Source organism: Gordonia sp. SID5947 (genome assembly GCF_009862785.1).
In the GTDB taxonomy this organism is placed as follows: Bacteria; Actinomycetota; Actinomycetes; order Mycobacteriales; family Mycobacteriaceae; genus Gordonia.
Map to the genome: position 1 here is coordinate 806,077 of NZ_WWHU01000001.1, position 17,449 is coordinate 823,525.

The window sequence follows — 17,449 nt, forward strand, 5'->3', positions numbered from 1 at the left end:
GAACCCATCGTAGTTCCAATACAGTTCGCATCGTATTTGAGGGAGTGTTCGTGAACCTGAGCCCGCTCGACGAGTATCCGATTCATCAGACACCGGCGCCGCTCACCTGGCCGGCGACGTCCGACCGGAACTTCTACGATCGGTCCTACTTCAACGTGCTCGACCGGGATGGCCGATTCATGGCACTGACCGGAATCGGTTACTACCCACGCCTCGGGGTCAAGGACGCCTACTTCGTCGTTCGGCGAGGGGACGCCCAGACCGCGGTGCACTTGAGCGATGCCATCGACGACGACCGCCTGAACCAGAATGTCAATGGTTATCGGCTCGACGTCGTCGAGCCTTTGCAGGAGATGCACCTGACGCTGGCCGAAACGAAAGGCATCTCCGCGGATCTGACCTGGCGCGGGCTGTTCCCGGCCGCCCTGGAGCGTCCGCACGACATGCTGACCGAGCGACGAGTGACGTTGCAGGCGTGCCGGTTTGCCCAGGTCGGTACGTGGGAGGGATGGATCGATGTCGACGGCGAGCGGCTCTCGGTCGATCGTGACAGCAGCGTGGCCAGCCGTGACCGGTCGTGGGGAATCCGTCCGGTCGGTGAGGCCGAACCTGCCGGTCGGCCCGATGCGTCATTCCGCGGCATGTGGTGGCTCTACCTGCCACTGGCCTTCGACGACTACCAACTCTTCCTGATCCTCCAGGAAGATCCCGACGGACAACGCAGCCTCTACGACTGCACACGTCGATGGCGCGACGGTCGTGTCGAACAGCTCGACGGTGTGCGCGTCACCATCCACTACACGCCCGGAACCAGGATCCCGCATGGCGCTCATGTCGAGTTCATGAACCGTGCGGGGGATCGCATTCAACTCGACGTCGAGTCGAAGTTGTTCGCGCCCATCGCATTCGGTTCGGGCTACGGTGGCGACTCCTCGTGGGCCCACGGCACGTGGAAGGAGGGGCCGTTCGCCGAACGGGTCAGCTTCGACCTCACGGACCCGGAAGTGATGGCCAGAGCGCCGTTCAGCCTCATCGACCACGTCGGCAAGGCGGTGTGCACCGAAGCGGACGGGCAGACCCGCGAGGGGGCTGGGTTGTTCGAACACGGAGTCATCGGTCCACACCACCCGTCGGGCTTCTCCGACTGGACCGACGTCGCGAAGTAGGTAGGACGCCATGAAGATCATGACAGCGCTGTACGAGCCGACCGGTGCGGTCCAACGAGCTGAGTTGCTGCACGAAGCCGGCGCATCCGGTGTGTTCACCTTCGAAGGTCCGTTCGACGTGTTCACCCCGCTGGTACTGGCATCGGCAGTCAAGGGGCTCGACGTGATGTCCAACGTCGCGATCGCGCTACCTCGTAATCCGATCCAACTCGCACATCAGGCGAATGATCTGCAGTTGCTCTCTGAAGGGCGATTCATCCTCGGATTGGGCACCCAGGTGCGCGCGCAGATCGAAAAGCGCTACGGGGCCGAGTTCGACCATCCGGTCGCGCGGATGAAGGAGATGGTGGGGGCGCTGCGAGCGATCTTCGCGACATGGAACAACGGTGAACGGCTGGACTACCGCGGTGAGTACTACCGGCACACCTTGATGACGCCCACTTTCGTGCCCGGGCCGAACCCCTTCGGGCCGCCACCGATCTATCTCGGCGCGCTCGGTCCACGTATGACCAGGGCGACCGCGGAGGTGGCCGACGGTCTCCTGGTGATGCCGTTCGGGTCGAAGCGTTTCCTGCACGAGACGACGATGCCCGCCGTACGGGCGGGCCTCGCTGCCGCCGGCCGCAGCGAGGAGGACTTCGAGGTGGTGCCAGAGATCATCGTGTCGGTCGCCACCGGACGCGACGACGACCACGCGTCGACGCGGATGCTGTTGGCGTTCTACGGTTCCACCCCGGCGTACCGGCCGGTTCTCGATGCGCATGGCTGGGGAGATCTGCAGCCGGAACTCAACGCGATGTCCAAGCAGGGCCGCTGGCAGGAGATGGCCACCCTGATCGACGACGAGATCCTGCACACGATTGCCGCGTGCGGTACCCCGGCGGAGATCGCCGCCCATATCCGAGGCCGTGTCGAAGGTGTGTCGGACCGGCTCTGCCTGTATCAACCAGGACCGATTCCCATCGACGCACTCGCCGAGATCGTCGACCAGTTGGGCGCAGCATCATGACGATGGCAACGATCGAATTCGACGACGTCACCGACGATCGGTACGGCGGCAAGGCTGCCGGACTCGCTGAACTCCGTCGGCTCGGACTGTCGGTCCCGGTGGGATTCGTCATCGCTGACGCCTCCGCGCAGGATGCCATCGATGTCGGGGCAGAGCGGTTCTCCGAGATGGCCGCCAATGGGGCGACCCCTGTGGCCGTCCGGTCCTCGGCGGTCGGGGAGGACGGTGACGATCAGTCCTTCGCCGGGCAATACGACACCGTGCTGGGAGTCGACTCAACCGACAGATTTGCTGCGGCCGTGCGCAAGTGTGTTGACTCCGTGCACTCACGACGAGCCTCGTCCTATAGCGGGCAATGGGGCGCCACGATGCACCTGGTGGTTCAGCAGATGGTCGATGCCCGCGCCGCCGGCGTGGTGTTCACCGCCGACCCGACGACCGGCCGACGCGACCTCATGGTGATCGATGCCATCGCGGGGCTTGGCGAAGCGCTGGTCGACGGCACCGCGTCCCCCGACCACATCGTTCTGGATTCCCAGGGCAACGCGGCAGTTCGCGAGATCGGTGCGGAGCCGGTCTTGTCCCAGGAAGAGGTCGCTCATATCCGGTCCGATGCGCTGCGCGCTGCGCGACATTGGGGCAGGCCGATGGACCTCGAATGGGCGATCGACCAGTCGGGGAAGCTGTGGTGGCTGCAGGCCAGGCCGATAACCACCCTGCCCGGTGATCTCAACGAGATGGATTCGCCGGTCGCGGGTGATGACCACGTCTACACGCGATGCAACATCGGCGAGATGATGCCGGGGGCGTTCTGTCCGCTGACCGCATCGGTGTCCGGATACGCCATCGACTACGCGATGCAGATGATTCAGGTTGTGGCACGGGCTCAGGAGAGTTACGAGAAACCGTGGCTGCAGGTCGGTTACTTTTCCGGACATATGTTCCTGAACATGACCGAAGGTACGGCGCTGAGCTCGGGCATCCTCGGCAACTCGCTGGAGCAGTTCTCCACGTCGATCTGCGGGAGGGTGATCGATGAGCTGAAACCCAAACCACCGCAACCATTCCACCGCAAGATCGTCAACACCGTCCGACTCAGCACGCATGCGTTGTCGGCCGGCCCGGCCATCCGCCGCTTGGACGGCCAGATCGCCGCTTTTCGGATACCGACCGATCTGGATCCGCGAGTCGTCATGGCGCAGTTGGAGTCCGGCGTCGAACAGTACTGTGACGTGACGTTGACCCATGTCCGGTCGTCGTCACGTGCCGCGGTCGCGGCCAACATTCTCGAGAGCGTGCTGATCAAGCAGGCGGTCAAGAACGGACAAAGCGAGGACCATGGGAGGGCGGAGGCAACCAGGCTGATGGCCGGTGCCTCCGATGTGGAGAGTGCTCTCATGCTCGAGCAACTCGACGCGGTGGTCCGCACCCTTGCGTCCGACGAAGTGGCCGCCGCGAAGTTTCTGGCGGCGGAGCCCGACGCCGCGGTCACCGGGTTGCGGGCCGCCGACGATACCAGCGGTATGGCATTGCGCCAGTTCCTGGGTCGTCACGGTCACCGCGGATATCGCGAGCTGTGCATGCGCGACCCGTCGTGGGCCGAGGATCCGGGTGGTCTCGGGGCGATGATGCAGGTCATGCTGCGTTCGGTTCTGGACCCAGCCGCTCACGGAACGGCGCAGCCCCGCCTCGAGGCGCCCGGATCGTCGACCGTGCGACTTCTCGCGAAGTGGGCGCAGGCCGGCGCGCGGGGGCGCGAGGAGACGAAATCCAAGATGGCCCTGATGGCGCATTCGCTCAAGTTGGGTTACCGCCACCTCGGTGAGGTACTGGCAGGGTCGGGAAGGCTGCCCGACGCTGACCTGGTGTTCTTCTTCGACCGTGCGGAATTGCATCGCGTCGTCGGTGGGGAAGACGTCGGCGCTTTGGTGCGGGCCGCGGTCAAGCGTCGAGAAGCGTTGGCGTTTCAGGATTCTCTCGAGTTCGATGACGTGTCTGTGGGTCGCCCGTCGCCCGTCATCACCCCGCCGCAACGTGCGACCGCCGACGACCAGATCGTCGGCCGGCCGGCCAGCCGTGGAACCGTGGAAGGGGTGGTGCGCGTCGCAAAGTCCATTGTCGATGCGCGTGCCGTGCAGCGCGGCGAGATCCTGGTCGCTCCGGTGACCGACGTGGGATGGACACCGTATTTCACCGTCATCGCCGCGCTTGTCACCGACATCGGCAGCTCCGTGTCCCATGGCGCAGTGGTGGCGCGAGAGTACGGCCTTCCGTGTGTCGTCAACACGTTGGTGGCCACACAGGCGCTCAAGACCGGTGACCGGGTTCGCGTGGACGGGGACCGTGGTGTCGTCACCCGTCTCGGCGGGCCCTGAGCCTCCGCGGATGCTCCCCAACACCTGAATATGTCTGTGCGCGTGCGGTTTATCGGACCGTTGGTCCGACCACAACGTCTCCGACGTGGCTCGGTGGTGGGAGCCGCGCAGTTGCACGCAGGTGTGTCCTGTGCCACGATGAGGCAGGTTTAGAAGTGAGCCGCGCCCAGCGTCGGCCTGCATATTCGGTCGACGCATCCCAACCAGTGGAGGGGCCGTTGTGCTGACACCTTTACCGAACGCCCCGAACTGCTACGACAACTGTGGCGCCTCTCGTCGCGGGCGATCAAGCTGCGGATCGGTCGTCGACGTGCGCGCCACGTCTTCTGCTCATGCGCTCTCTAGTTGGAGCACCGGTTCCCGGTGTACGTGGGAGATGAGCAATGGACACTTCGAATAGTCAACTCGATCCAGAACAGAGCCCGGACGGCGAGCGACAACGAGCGGACAAGGCCCATTCGCGACGGCCGGACGCTGCGCAGCCATTTCCGGATGTGCGGTGGCCCAGTCCCAGTTCACTCGATCCCTGGTGGCGGCGCGTGATGGAGGAGGGCGACGAACCCATCGCGGCGGACGAAGGTTCCGTCAGAGACGCGGCCGAGGGTAGAAATCAACAGTCTGGACAGCAGGCTGTGTAGTCGGGTGTGACCCCGGTCCCGAAGGAGTATCGGCGGCGCGCGGCGTTCTGCGTTCCGGGCTGTCGATGTTGCGTCTTGGCGCGCATTCGCGACGCCGATGGATGAGGCATTGTGGTGCGGCAGTTGACGCCTTTGCGCTGCGGAAGAGTTGCCAGTGCAGAGAGCAGGCGCTACTTGTAACGTTGCTTTGTGGCAGTGAGAGATAGGGTCAGTGACCATCAGCGGAGGCCGCGCGAGCGGGGACTCCGGCGTCCATGTCGAACAATCGAAAGGGCTATATGACGCAGATCGCCTCTCGCCGTACGAAATTCGTTACAAGTCTGTGTGCGATCGTGGTCATCGCCGCTGCCTGCGATAGTGACGCCAAGAGTGACGACGCCGCATCACAGGTCACGTCGGCTGCGTCTGAGACTGCGGCACACAGCGACAATGCGACGACGGACACGGTGGGGGAGACGACGCCCGACGCGGAACCGGCGGCGGTGAGAATCACCGGGGAACCTGACGTTGAGGTGACACTGCATGGTCCGATCGCGGTCAAGTACGCGAAGGCGACCAACGTCCAGAAGGATGCTCTCGGCAAACCACTGACCGGCGACCACAACGCTGGGACCCGTGAGAGCGGCGTGGTGTTTCAGCAATTCGAGGGCGGCGTGATCATCGCGAAGAACGACGACTCGGGGACGTCCGCATACATCATCACGTCGGGCAAGATTCGCGACGCGTGGAACACCGAGCGGGCCCCGGACGGCACGCCGGCGATCACGGGTAAAAACGGCTCGCCCGGCCCTCTGGGAGTTCCCACCAGTGACACGACCACCGAGGGTGACCTGGAGGCGGTGACCTTCGAGTACGGCAAGATCAGCGAGAACACCACGACTGGCGAGGTCACCGTGATGGTCGACGGCAAGGTCGTGCCGTCCGGCGTGAAGTAGAACGGCCGAACCAGTCTTGCCATGCCGTCCTGTGAAACCACACGGTCAATCGGAGGGCAAGTGCGAGGAAGAGGATCCCCGCCGAAGAGAGCATAGCCACCGACGCTGGTGATCGTGTCTGCTCCGAGCTACCGGATGACCGCCGGCTCTGCCACCGTCAGCCGAAATAGCCGGTCTCGGGGTTGATGTTCGCGAGGAAGTCTCGGATCGACTCGCGATGGTCGCGAATGGTCGGCAAGGGGAGGGGGAGTGGCGCGGGCGGCAGTCCGTCGTCGCTCTGCCACGCCACATGCAGACCGAAAGATTCGAAGCCGTAGCCGGGGTTCGGGCCGGACAACCAGGTGTACCGGCACTCGCCACCGGTCCTGACTTCCAATTGGAACAGTTCTCGGTCGACTACCAGGTCGATGGGGCTGTCGACTGCCGCCGGACGCCAGTCATCGGGATGCGCGTCGGATTGCATCAGGCGAGTCTCCCTGCGCGGCGGGGCTCCGCGGCGGAATCGTGGTACGCCCTCACGCCGAGATGGAATGCCGCGATCACCATGGCAGCCACCGTCATCGGGGCGCCGCCGACCATCAGTAATCCCCAGAATCCGGTCCAATGCGCGACCCCGTAGACGGTCAAAGCTGCGAGCGCCAATACTGCTAACCAAGAGACCCACCAGCGCATAACCAGCGCAGCGACAACTGGTGCAGCAATGAGCAACGCCCCGATCCTCACGAGCGGCCACGCGCCATACGCCGACCACATCGGATCATCACACGTAGCGTCAGCGTGAACACCAGGCTCGTCCAACTCGCCAGATTTGCCGCACGACATCGACGCCCACCCAGCAGGTTCAAAGGCGTTCCACACCGCAAACGCCACGCCGAGCACAGCCAAGACCAACCACGCCACCCGCACCCACCTCATGGGACGACGCTACTCGCGCATTACGCACCGAGTGGCAGACGACGCACCGACAGGCCACGAATCGGCGAGAATAGACCGGGATTTCATCTCGTGGACCCACAGCTCCCGTGAGAAGCCGGTGCTAGCGCGGTCAGATGGTCCGCTTGGCCGAAGGAGTGGCCACTCTGATGCAGCCGATGCAAAATGCAGGAGTCTACTTGACATAATGTATCTTATCGGCATGAGAAGGGCGAGTAGAAACCGCCCGAGTGTGGCCGTCTTCGCGGACCTTTGTCCGATCCCAAACATGTTGAGAGTAATCCAGGAAAACATGAGAGCTGTCCGACATTCGACCTGAATCCACGAGAACCTGAGAGCGATCAGACGCCTGTGCCACTTCACGTGTAGATATGGCGCTGACGCTGCTGCGGTCGACGCGCAGCGCCTCGCGCCCGTCTCTTGCGATTTGATCGCTGGCGCCCATAGTGTCCATGCCCGCATTCGGCCTCGGTGCGCGCCACAAAGTGTCACAGTGACAAATTGATATAGGGTGGATGAACCCACAAATCTGCGGGTCAGGAGTCATTTTCTGCCCTCAAGCCGAATGAGTTCCCGGGAATGCCTGACAACCTGCTGCCGCGTATGAGCGGACCTGACTATGCAGCGTCAAAAGCTGCCGTCCTGTCGTTCACCACGTCACTCGCGAAATTTGAAGGCCCACACATCCGGGTCAACGCCATCGCCGCCGGCGCCACCGTGTCGCCGATGTGGTCCATGCAAGGCGGCCTCGCCGACACCTTCGCCGGCATCCACGGAGTCCCCGCGAGGAATCGATCGAAGCAGAAATGAAGGCCCGCAATCTTCCCCTAGCCCGCATCGGGACGCCCGAGGAGGTCGCCAACGTCGTCATGTTCCTCGCTTCAGACCTCGCCTCCTACGTCACCTCGAACGTTTACGGCGTCGACGGCGGCTCCATCGGCAACATCGTGTGACCGCAGACACCAAACGGCGATTAGCTCCTGGCTGTGGCCCGGTATGCCCGGTCATTCTCAGGCTGTCGGATGACATTACAGTTGGGAGTTTCGCCGGAGCAGCTCGATCGGTGTCGCGGGGTGTGAGAATTGCTGGGTTGGGAGGCATCAATTCGGTTGGGTGACAGACGATGTGGGAGTTGCCCTCCTACTTCGTGAGGTCAGTGGGTGCGTTGTCCTTCGCTTCCCCAGGTTGTTGTCACCGGATCTCGGCTCGGCGGCAAAGCCTCAGATGTGGTGTCATCCGACGCCGACGCCGACGACCCGGGCCTGCCGATCGACCTTCCCCCGCCGAACTGACCTTTTGTCGTAAAGTACGTTACCTGTGCAGAACATGTTGCTGCGCAATACATTGTGTCGCCGACGACGAGATGTTCGACGTGAGGTTGACGACATGCCAGACGCCGACTTTCCCCGCGCATATGCTCCCGGATGAGTATTCGTCCACCGATGGAATGCTTTGGAGATGGGGCTGGGCTCGGCGAATCCGATGCTGGGCCGCCAGCGGCATTTTTCGACCCTTTCGGACTCAAGCTCGAGTGCGAGTCCAGATTCAACCCCCGCTCACATACCTGTCCACCATCACGACCGTGACCGAGAGTCCACTGGCTGGTCTCCGCGGGATCGATGCCCGACCCTGCAACATGCGGGTCGGGCATCGGGCGTAACCATTGCGAGATAGATTGTCAGACAAACTGTCAACACAGTTCCGGCAGCCCATTCCCCAGGGCGTGCCCACTGAAATGGTGACCGAAAACATTCGCTGCCCGTGTCATGCCTTGCCCGGAACGGGTGGAACGAGTCGCTGCCGGCGTCCGCGTTGTCACCCTTCAGCACAGACGCACCCCGGACAACGAATGCGGTCACCGCGAACCGCCCATCCATTGGTGGCCGCAAAAGCGATGGCTGCATGATGATCCGGGACTGCTTTGACCACCAGCGGCCGATCGCAATGATCACATTTTGAGATCCAGGTGTAGGGACGATCGGTATGCGCGCCGGCGGCAGCCGGTGACGGAAGTTGAGTACTGTATGTCCCGGCCACGTTGTCCTCACCCATTCTCATCTAAGCGGAAGCTGACGAACGTCGGCCTACGTGTCAGCGACGGTTTCAACGAGGCCTATCCCGGTAGTCGCGCCACCGTCCACGATGAACTCGCTGCCGGTACAGTAGGTCGCCTCGGTGACAATGAAGCGGATCATTGCGGCGACTTCTTCCGGGTGTCCGAAGCGCGCGATAGGTTGGTTGGCTGCTACCTCGTCGTCGATGCCTTCGGTCATCGGAGTACGGATTGGTCCGGGATGAACAGAACAGACCCGGATACCCTTGGCCGACAAGTCAAGTGCTGCAGCCTTGGTGAGGCCTCGGATGCCCCATTTGCTCGCTACGTATGATGCCAATCCCTGGTACCCGAGCAGGCCTGCCGTAGACGAAACATTGACGACGACACCTTGCCCTGATCGACTCAATTGGTCTGCTGCGCAATAGATGCCAAGGAACGTTCCCATGAGGTTGACGTCCAAGACTCGGCGAAACCTGGCGGGCGTGACGGACTCGATCCCCCCGAAGTCGACGATGCCAGCATTGTTTATGAGAACGTCAATCGGCCCAAAAGCGTTCTCAGCCTGCGCAAGTGCTTTCCGCCAGCTATCTGCGTCGGTGACATCGAGCGGTTCGAATCGCGCTGAAGAACCGAGCGAGTCCGCAACCTGCGTTCCATCCAGAACATCGCCGATCACGACATTCATACCGGCACCATGTAACACGTTTGCTGTGGAGGCACCGATCCCGCGTGCTCCACCGGTTACGAAGGCGGTGCGTTCGTGTAAGTGGGACATGTGTCACCGCCCTCGCTGGCTCGTCCATCTGATGTCGACGTCGATACGTCGTGCCCTGAAACTGGGAAAGGCTGGGAAAAGCTCGGTGATGACAGGCGGCATCGGGTAGGTCAGGCGGTGCTCGGTGAGCGCGTCCATGGGTCGCACCTTTCTTGGTGTGGACAGGGTTTCGTCTGCTTGCCAGCTTCAGCGCTGACCGCTGTCACCGACGAGAGTCAATCGTCACAACGATCATGGGCAAACGTCGATTGACGTATCGCATCGAACAGCGCACTGCCAGGGACGGCTGCGAAGCGCCAAACAACGCAGATCGCCTGCCGCTCCAGCGTGACGAAAACCAGTACTTGCACCCCGTGCGAGCGCGTGACTTCTGCCAAGACCTCGGAAGTCGGCGACGGGGTCTCTCGGGTCATCGAAAAGGGTCGATGGTCCCTACCCTGAAGAGGCGCGAACGCGAAGAGTCTGGGGTGTGAACACCCCAGACTCCAGATCAGCTTGGCTCACCCACACGCTTGTGTGGGTTGGCATCGTCGCTGGGATCGTGTTTGTGGTCGCGATTGTGTTCTTCTCTGGATTCTTGATAGGCCAGTCATCGGGCGGTTGCAGTGGCGACGGACATCGCAACGGGCAGGTAGGACCGGGCCAGATGGTCGGCCCAGGAATGATGGGGCGAGGCGATCGAAACAATCCCTACATGCCCTATCCCCCGTCGGCGCCTCGGCCGCCGACAGTGCCCAGCCCATGAGAATCTGTGTAGGTGCTCGATCGCGTGTCATGGTGCGCAGCCCGAAGCCAAGCGAAGCCTGGCTGTGAAGTGAAAACCTCTGTGTCGTACTCTGTTCACCCGTGTCTTCCCTCGCTTCCGATGCTCCCATGACCGCCGTCACTCGCCTGGAATGCGTGTGGTGCTCGTCCGACGACGACGTTGCGGACTTCCGCAATGAACCACGATGTGCACGCTGCCGCACAGCGGAAGAGACCATCGCCGAGGCCCGCGAATTCGTCGGCTTTTACGGCCTTCGACCCTTGGGCGGGTCCGTGGAGTCCGATGACGATGAAGAGCGCGAACATCGAGTCGCGGCTCGCGAGGCGTCGGCCGAGCTGACCCGCACACGTACAAGTACTCCGTCGCGCGGCACGTCCCGCAGCCGGCAGGGGGCCTCCGTCACCCGATCGGCATCCACCGCCACGAAGACAGAGCGCAACGCAGCGACCGCGACGAAACAGGCTGCCGCGTCGGGAGTGAGTCGACCCTCGAACATCTCTCGTCCCGACCTCGCGAACATCGCGAACCGGGCCGAGGGCCTGCTGACGCAACTCGCCGAGATCGAGGAGCGGCTCGCTATTGCGCAAAAGGACTCGGGACTCAGTGGTAAGGCCAAGGTGTCCGACTTGACCGAGAAGCGCGGGTCTGTGCTACGTACGCTAGCCGCCTTGGAGAAGGCCAAGCGCGCAATGGAGCCGGCCTGAAGTGGTGTCGCAGTAGCGCTGACATGTCGGCCGTACGCTTCGCCGCACTCGTTCGTCGATGAACACCTTCGTGCTGGGCGGGCTGTTTCGGCGGTGACCAGGTTGCTTTGCCCACATGTGGACCGCCCGATCGACTCTTGACCTGTATCGACCTCCGCGTAATACTTAGGCATGTGCCTAACTATCACGCAAAGCTCGACACGGTATTGCGAGCCATTGCGGATCCGACCCGCCGGGCGGTCGTCGAGCGCTTGGCGAGGTCCCCTGCCGTCGTGTCCGAACTCGCCGCGCCGTTTTCCATGGCACTACCGTCGTTCATGCAACATCTGCGAGTCCTTGAGGACGCAGGGATTGTGCTGTCGCACAAGCAAGGGCGTGTCCGCACTGTCAGTCTTCGACCGGGTGCACTCGACGTGGTGCACGTGTGGCTCGGTGAACAGCGAACACCCGCAGAACACCAGGCCGACAGACTCGGCATCCACTTGACCCGCGTCACTCCGAAGGAGACCTGAAATGACCCGTGTACGCGCCAGCATGTTCATCTCGTTGGACGGCTATGTATCCTCGACCGCCGACTCCCCCAGTGACCCGATGGGTGAGGACTGGGGGCGGCTCACGGCGGCCTACGCCGCAACCCGCACGTTTCGCGAACGCGTCCTCGGTGACACCAGTGGAGTCGGCACCACCGGTATCGACGACTCCTACGCGGCCGCGCAATCCGAGGGCGTGGGCGCCGAGATCATGGGCGCCGCCATGTTCGGCCTGCACACCTATCCCGACGATCCGGACTGGAAGGGCTGGTGGGGCGACAATCCGCCGTTCGGCACTCCGGTCTATGTACTCACCCACTCTGCGCCGCGCCCGTCAATCGCGATGCAGGGCGGAACGACATTTCATTTCCGCAGCGGCGCAGTCGAAGACGTCCTCGCGGAGGCAGCAGCCGCCGCGGGCGGTGGCGATGTTCGGATCGGTGGCGGAGTGGGCACCGCGCGCGAGTTCCTACGCGCCGGCTTGATCGACGAGCTGCACCTCATGGTCGCCCCGATCACCTTTGGCCGGGGTACCCGATTGTTGGACGACCTGCCCGGTCTCGACCAAACCCACAAGGTGAAGACTGAAGTCGCCGAGAGTGGCACGATCCATGTCCTGTTCACGCGGTAGGAGGCACAAGTGACGATCGAACGACGCCTCGCCCGAGCCGAGTTCACTCTCACCCGCGACTATCCTGTTTCACGCCAGCGCATTTGGGACGCGTTCGCGGACGAGCAGCAGAAGTTGGCCTGGTGGGGCGTCGACGATGCCATCGAGCCCGGTGAGTGGGCGTTCGACTTTCGCGTCGGCGGGCACGACATCGCCGAGGGCAGGTTCCACAACGGTCCGGTCTCGCGTTACGAGGCGACGTACACCGACATCGTCGAACACGTCCGCATCGTCACCACCTACGACATGTGGCTCGACGGAGTTCACATGTCGACGTCGGTGGCCTCGGTGGAGTTCGATCCGATCGACGATGGAACGCGGTTCACCCACACTGAACACGGCGTGTTCTTCGACCAGTTCTGGGCGGACGGACCGAACCGCGAAGAAGGCACCCGGGGACTGCTGCGAACACTCAGCAACTACCTCGCGTAGACGGCGACCCACTTCATGGTCGAAGGACGCCGTTTCTGGGTTCATCTCAGAAGCACTTCCGAAAAATGTGATCTGTGTTATATCTCAATTTGTGAACTTGCGAGCATCTGCACTATCTATCGGGGCGTCAATCCTTGCCACCGCCGCGATTGCGTTGTCGATACCGGGTGGTTCGGTATCCGCGGCACCGCGGGTGCCCGGACCGTCACTCACATACGTGAATCTCGGCGACAGTTATTCGGCGGGTTCCGGTGTCCTGCCCACGGCGCCGGGAACACTCCCGCAGTGCGCCCAGTCGAGCATCAACTACGCGCATCTCATCGCCGGCCAAACCGGTGCGCGACTGACCGACGTGAGTTGCGGCGGGGCAAAGACGGACGACTTCTTCCGGTCGCAGTACCCCGGCCTTCCCCCGCAACTCGATGCGCTCAGCTTCCGGACACGGCTGGTCACATTCATGATCGGCGGCAACGACGGTGACGTTTTCGGCTCTACGGTCGCCAAATGTGTTGCCGCAGCCGCCACCACAGCCGGACAAGGATCACCGTGCCGCACCATGTACGGAGACTCCATAGCCTCTGAGATCCGGCGGCAGACATTCCCGAAGCTGTTGCGCAGCTTCGCGGCGATCCGCGCTCGCGCACCTCTGGCTCGGACGGCTGTCGTCGCCTATCCATGGATTCTGCCGAACACGGTGCAGCCGTGCCCAGGATTCCCGATCGCACCCGGCGACATACCGTACATGCACGGCATTCAGGCGACGCTCAACGACTCGATCCGAGGGGCCGCGCGACTGACCGGCATCAGCTATGTCGACGCCGCAGCCGCGTCGGTCGGCCACGACAGCTGCAAACCGCAGGGTGTGCGCTGGATAGAGCCACTGATCACCAATGTCCAGACGGTTCCCGTGCATCCAAACGCGCTCGGCGAGCGGCAGATGGCCCAGGTGACCCTGCGGGCACTGCGCTTGTAGACCGAGCGCTGGGTGGGGTGGCCGATCCGGCCAGGTCTCGGTATTCCTAGGTTGGTCAAGGCCTGTGCGCCGGCGACGTCGGCGCGCCCCGGCGCGCGGCCGTATCCATCTCCGCGCAGATACCCTCCGCGCTGCGGGCGGCCGCCTTGCAGACGCGGGTGGTGAAGGCGTCGTTGAGCGGGTGGTCGGCGCGCGCACGCCATCGTTGTACCGCGCCGAGGGCGCGCGATCGCCCAGACGTCATGGTCTCGAAAGGATCCAAACCGAGGCGATCGTCGGCGGACGTCCCATATCCCCCGATGAGACGAGTCGCGTCGAGTGCCTCACTCTCCGTGAGAGTTGACCGTCGCGAACGCAACAGTCCCAGCAGGCGTACTTCTTCGAATCCATGCACATCCCCCATCAGCCGCTGTGCGGCGTTCCGGAGGTGCTGGGCGGCCGGGTTCGGGTACGCGGAGAGGATCCGCGACAGCTCGGTCAGTGCGGAGTGCGCCTTCAACTGCTCGGCGCGCTGGCCGAACTGAACGTCGACGATGGACTGCAGCTCGGTGAGCCCACTTCGCTCAAGAAGTTGATCGGCGAGAGTCGTCGCATCGCGCACACCGCCTTGGATGAGGACGACGGCAATGCGGATGCCGAACAACCCGAACCGCCGAACGAGTGTCAACCGCGTCTCCTGGTCGAGCGACAGAGGACTCTGTTCGCGTCCGAAGCGGTCGACCGACAGCATGGCCAACTGCAGATCCTCTGGCGTCGCAGACGCCAGCGACGACAGCGCCGCGAACTCTCGCTGGCGTAGTGTCCGCGCCGTCAGTGCCAGCAGGCCGGCCACCGGCACGACAGCCTGGCACAGACCGGAAGCCGTCAGGTCGGTTGCGTACTGCGCGGCAATCTCCTTCGCCGAGAGCATCGCATCGAACCGGCCAGAGCCGATTTCATCTGCCCGTGACAAGACTCCCACCACACCGAGTGGTCCGCCCCGACCGCCGACCTGCCGATTCAGTTCCGCCAGCGTGGAGACGTCCGATGCGGTGGAGGTTCGCATCAGATACACCACGGCGTCGGCCCCCGACACACCGTCCGCCGGCGCCAGCAGGCGCATTGTCCGAGCGGAGACGTCCGCGTTCAGTGACGCCGTCCCCGGAGTGTCGATGATGGTGCGCCTCGACAGTTCGGTGGTCGGCCACGATACTTCGAGGCGGTCGATGGCTGCGGGCTCCAGAGCGTCGATGTCGAAGTTCAGGCAACCGTCTCGACGCTCGATCGGGACCGCGGCGCTCTGGCCGTTGACGTGGTGTGCCCGCACCGACGGTGACGATCCGTGATGAAACCAGGTGACGATCTTGGTGCACTCGGTGGCGTCGGTAGGAGCGAGTTCTTCGCCGATCAGCGCGTTCAGCAATGTCGACTTCCCTGCCTTCAACGCGCCCGCCAACGCGATTCGCAGAGGTTCTGACAGGCGTTGTGCACACCGTTCGAGGTCTGCCGATGGCCCAGCGGCGCACGGCTCGTCCGACCGGTATACGGCGATGGCGTCGTCGAGCAGGCGACGCACCTCATCCGACGTGTTCACGGGTACCTCCTGCGGCCCACGCCGACACCTCTGTCAGGAATGTGAGACTCGTTTCCAGGCTGCGCATCCGGGCGTCGCGTTCGGCGACCTGCATGCGCGCACCTTCTTCGGCGGACTTGATGGATTCGGTCAATGACCGCGTGGTCTGTTCGGCGATCTCCCGAAAGTGATCCCGCAGCACCCGCTGGATGGTGCGCAGGCGATACCGTGATTCCCGGCCGACCTCGAAGAGAACATCGTCGACAAATGTGCGGACGGCCGCCTTGGCCTCGGAGCGGCGCCGGGTGAGGCGCATCTCTGCGTCCTCCTTGTAGGACTTGCGCCCCAACAGAACGCCGGCGGCCACCGAGAACGGGTTGAGCATCGTCATGCCGATCATCGTCGACATCATGCCGAACATCATCATGCCCCCATATGACCCGCGCATGCCGGTGACGACCTTGTGCACGACACCGGTCGGCTGTTGCTCGAGGTCGGTGAGTCCGGTCAGTGGCGAGATCTCGTGACCGATCGCAGCCAGATCCAGCCGGGGTATGGCAACATCACCCGCGTCCGAAAAGGACTCGGCCACCCGTTCGGCCACCGCGAGGGACTGCTCGTGCGTCCAGATGAAGTTGTCTCCGACAGCTTCGGCGATGTCGTTCTTCAGATCCTCGCCCAGCTGGGCCCAGAACTTGGCTGGGTCACCCGCATCGATCCGCGCCTCGTAGTCCTTGAGCAACTTCCGTGTCCGGTACCGCAAGTCGTGGTCGGATTCGGCAGACAGATCGGCGATGCCATCGCCGAGAACCTGCTGCCAGAGCGCGGTGCGCGACGACAACTCTTTGGCTTCACCGCGAGCACGTTCGAGTTCCGCGACGATTGCCGCGCGCGCATTCGGGTCCTTGAGGGTATCCAGTTCGGGCCGAATCGCCAGCGACAGATGATCGGTGACCGACCGGATCTCGTTCATCACGACCCGCTGCATGGTGGTACTCGCCTGCGTCAGGACCCGGTTCTCCAGGAAGTCGAGGATGCCGGGAAACCCGGACTCGTCGTTGAGTTCACGGTCGTTGAGCCGGATGGCATGCGAGCGCAACAACGACGAGACCGGCAAGGGATCGCGTTCGATGCCCTGTCGACGAAGATGCGCGACATCGGCACCTACGATGTCGCGCCACATCGGGTACAGGTCGGTCTTGGTCGCCACACACAGCGCGTTGTCACACAGTTCGGTGGCCTGGCGGATGAAGGACATCTCCGGTGCCGTGTACTCCTGACTCACGTCGGAAACCACGATGATCGCGTCGGATGCGGCGAGCAGCCCCAGAGTGGCTGCGGCGTGCGGCGATCCGACGCCCCCGGAACCTGGCGTGTCGACCAGGACGATACCGCGCTGCAGCAATGGGCTGGGCACGAAGATCTCGAGCCGCAGGACCTGTTCGCCGGCCGCCTCGGGGGCGTGCGACAGATCGCGCGAGATATCGTCCATCTGGATCGGGATGGTGCGCTCCCCTGCCGTCTGCACCGGGGCTTCCTCTGCGCCAGGAGATTCCACGATGCCTGACGAGTCGCTGACAACCAGCCGAGCATGCGGCTCCTCCCCGTAACCGATCGTGGTGATCGTCGAGGTCGTCTCCCCGTCGCCCACTCGACACACAGGGACGTTCAGCAACGCATTGATGAGCTGACTCTTGCCCTGTTTGAGCTGACCGACCACCACCACGCGCGCGCTGGGGTCCATCACACGCCGGCTCGCGGATGCCATTCGGCTCCGCAGGTCCTCTCGTCCGGCATCACGTGCGAGGTTGCTCAATCGGTCGATGATCTGGCAGACCTTGGAGGTGTTGGCGTCCATGGCGATCTCCCATACGTCGGGTGTGGACATGAGGGGCGGTGCGCTCACAACGTCCTCGCGGCCACTCGTCCGGCGTT

General features: G+C 63.4%; 17 protein-coding genes. 11 read left to right on the forward strand and 6 right to left on the reverse strand.

Annotated elements, in window-relative coordinates; genetic code table 11:
- Window positions 1-50 precede the first annotated feature (50 nt).
- The 4 genes from GTV32_RS03770 (at window position 51) to GTV32_RS03785 (ending at window position 6,123) form a co-directional block, all read left to right on the forward strand.
- A complete protein-coding gene (locus GTV32_RS03770; protein ID WP_161059000.1) occupies window positions 51-1,166 on the forward strand; it encodes a hypothetical protein in 1,116 nt (371 codons plus the stop codon).
- 10 nt (window positions 1,167-1,176) lie between these two features.
- Entirely contained in the window at window positions 1,177-2,175 is a 999-nt protein-coding gene (locus GTV32_RS03775; protein ID WP_161059001.1) for a TIGR03617 family F420-dependent LLM class oxidoreductase, read from the forward strand.
- Entirely contained in the window at window positions 2,172-4,550 is a 2,379-nt protein-coding gene (locus tag GTV32_RS03780) for a PEP/pyruvate-binding domain-containing protein (protein WP_161059002.1), read from the forward strand. The genes GTV32_RS03775 and GTV32_RS03780 overlap by 4 nt, the downstream gene beginning before the upstream one ends.
- Before the next feature lie 916 nt (window positions 4,551-5,466).
- Window positions 5,467-6,123: a hypothetical protein gene (locus GTV32_RS03785; protein WP_161062319.1), complete on the forward strand. Its 657-nt coding sequence runs from the start codon at window positions 5,467-5,469 to the stop codon at window positions 6,121-6,123.
- 157 nt (window positions 6,124-6,280) lie between these two features.
- Here the strand turns inward: GTV32_RS03785 and GTV32_RS03790 are convergent, their stop codons facing one another.
- Window positions 6,281-6,586, reverse strand: coding sequence for a hypothetical protein (locus GTV32_RS03790; protein ID WP_161059003.1), 306 nt, complete (start codon window positions 6,584-6,586; stop codon window positions 6,281-6,283).
- Complete coding sequence (locus tag GTV32_RS03795) at window positions 6,586-7,023, reverse strand: hypothetical protein (RefSeq protein ID WP_161059004.1); 438 nt, start codon at window positions 7,021-7,023, stop codon at window positions 6,586-6,588. The genes GTV32_RS03790 and GTV32_RS03795 overlap by 1 nt, the downstream gene beginning before the upstream one ends.
- A 612-nt stretch (window positions 7,024-7,635) precedes the next feature.
- Between GTV32_RS03795 and GTV32_RS23765 the strand changes: the two genes are divergently transcribed.
- Both GTV32_RS23765 and GTV32_RS23770 read left to right on the forward strand, forming a co-directional pair.
- Window positions 7,636-7,866 carry an SDR family NAD(P)-dependent oxidoreductase gene (locus GTV32_RS23765; RefSeq protein ID WP_272918220.1) on the forward strand — a complete coding sequence of 77 codons (231 nt, stop codon included), beginning with the start codon at window positions 7,636-7,638 and terminating at the stop codon, window positions 7,864-7,866.
- The gene (locus tag GTV32_RS23770; RefSeq protein ID WP_272918221.1) at window positions 7,863-8,009 is read left to right on the forward strand and encodes an SDR family oxidoreductase; all 147 of its coding nucleotides are present in this window, start codon (window positions 7,863-7,865) and stop codon (window positions 8,007-8,009) included. The genes GTV32_RS23765 and GTV32_RS23770 overlap by 4 nt, the downstream gene beginning before the upstream one ends.
- Window positions 8,010-9,140: 1,131 nt before the next feature.
- Here GTV32_RS23770 and GTV32_RS03805 read toward each other — a convergent pair.
- On the reverse strand, window positions 9,141-9,887 hold the full coding sequence (locus GTV32_RS03805) for an SDR family oxidoreductase (RefSeq protein WP_161059005.1): 747 nt from the start codon (window positions 9,885-9,887) through the stop codon (window positions 9,141-9,143).
- 3 nt (window positions 9,888-9,890) lie between these two features.
- A complete protein-coding gene (locus tag GTV32_RS23775; protein ID WP_272918222.1) occupies window positions 9,891-10,025 on the reverse strand; it encodes a hypothetical protein in 135 nt (44 codons plus the stop codon).
- Window positions 10,026-10,760: 735 nt separating this feature from the next.
- Between GTV32_RS23775 and GTV32_RS03810 the strand changes: the two genes are divergently transcribed.
- From GTV32_RS03810 to GTV32_RS03830, 5 genes are all read left to right on the forward strand, one after another.
- Window positions 10,761-11,357, forward strand: a complete 597-nt coding sequence (locus tag GTV32_RS03810) for a hypothetical protein (protein WP_161059006.1) — start codon at window positions 10,761-10,763, stop codon at window positions 11,355-11,357.
- 173 nt (window positions 11,358-11,530) lie between these two features.
- Window positions 11,531-11,869: a metalloregulator ArsR/SmtB family transcription factor gene (locus GTV32_RS03815; protein WP_161059007.1), complete on the forward strand. Its 339-nt coding sequence runs from the start codon at window positions 11,531-11,533 to the stop codon at window positions 11,867-11,869.
- Between the two features lies 1 nt (window position 11,870).
- The gene (locus GTV32_RS03820) at window positions 11,871-12,518 is read left to right on the forward strand and encodes a dihydrofolate reductase family protein (RefSeq protein ID WP_161059008.1); all 648 of its coding nucleotides are present in this window, start codon (window positions 11,871-11,873) and stop codon (window positions 12,516-12,518) included.
- A 9-nt stretch (window positions 12,519-12,527) separates the two neighbouring features.
- Window positions 12,528-12,989, forward strand: coding sequence for an SRPBCC domain-containing protein (locus tag GTV32_RS03825; protein WP_161059009.1), 462 nt, complete (start codon window positions 12,528-12,530; stop codon window positions 12,987-12,989).
- Window positions 12,990-13,206: 217 nt separating this feature from the next.
- Complete coding sequence (locus tag GTV32_RS03830) at window positions 13,207-13,962, forward strand: SGNH/GDSL hydrolase family protein (RefSeq protein WP_202422904.1); 756 nt, start codon at window positions 13,207-13,209, stop codon at window positions 13,960-13,962.
- Between the two features lie 55 nt (window positions 13,963-14,017).
- On the opposite strand, the gene GTV32_RS03835 is transcribed toward GTV32_RS03830, so the two are convergent.
- Together GTV32_RS03835 and GTV32_RS03840 are read right to left on the reverse strand one after the other, a co-directional pair.
- Window positions 14,018-15,535, reverse strand: coding sequence for a dynamin family protein (locus GTV32_RS03835; RefSeq protein ID WP_161059011.1), 1,518 nt, complete (start codon window positions 15,533-15,535; stop codon window positions 14,018-14,020).
- On the reverse strand, window positions 15,519-17,420 hold the full coding sequence (locus GTV32_RS03840; RefSeq protein ID WP_343287201.1) for a dynamin family protein: 1,902 nt from the start codon (window positions 17,418-17,420) through the stop codon (window positions 15,519-15,521). The genes GTV32_RS03835 and GTV32_RS03840 overlap by 17 nt, the downstream gene beginning before the upstream one ends.
- Between the last annotated feature and the right edge of the window lie 29 nt (window positions 17,421-17,449).

Coding starts and splice junctions, on each gene's coding strand:
- GTV32_RS03790 (WP_161059003.1), bottom strand. CDS start 6,586: ATGCAATCCGACGCGCATCCCGATGACTGGCGTCCGGCGGCAGTCGAC.
- GTV32_RS03810 (WP_161059006.1), top strand. CDS start 10,761: ATGACCGCCGTCACTCGCCTGGAATGCGTGTGGTGCTCGTCCGACGAC.
- GTV32_RS03785 (WP_161062319.1), top strand. CDS start 5,467: ATGACGCAGATCGCCTCTCGCCGTACGAAATTCGTTACAAGTCTGTGT.
- GTV32_RS23770 (WP_272918221.1), top strand. CDS start 7,863: ATGAAGGCCCGCAATCTTCCCCTAGCCCGCATCGGGACGCCCGAGGAG.
- GTV32_RS03820 (WP_161059008.1), top strand. CDS start 11,871: ATGACCCGTGTACGCGCCAGCATGTTCATCTCGTTGGACGGCTATGTA.
- GTV32_RS23775 (WP_272918222.1), bottom strand. CDS start 10,025: ATGGACGCGCTCACCGAGCACCGCCTGACCTACCCGATGCCGCCTGTC.
- GTV32_RS23765 (WP_272918220.1), top strand. CDS start 7,636: ATGCCTGACAACCTGCTGCCGCGTATGAGCGGACCTGACTATGCAGCG.
- GTV32_RS03780 (WP_161059002.1), top strand. CDS start 2,172: ATGACGATGGCAACGATCGAATTCGACGACGTCACCGACGATCGGTAC.
- GTV32_RS03775 (WP_161059001.1), top strand. CDS start 1,177: ATGAAGATCATGACAGCGCTGTACGAGCCGACCGGTGCGGTCCAACGA.
- GTV32_RS03805 (WP_161059005.1), bottom strand. CDS start 9,887: ATGTCCCACTTACACGAACGCACCGCCTTCGTAACCGGTGGAGCACGC.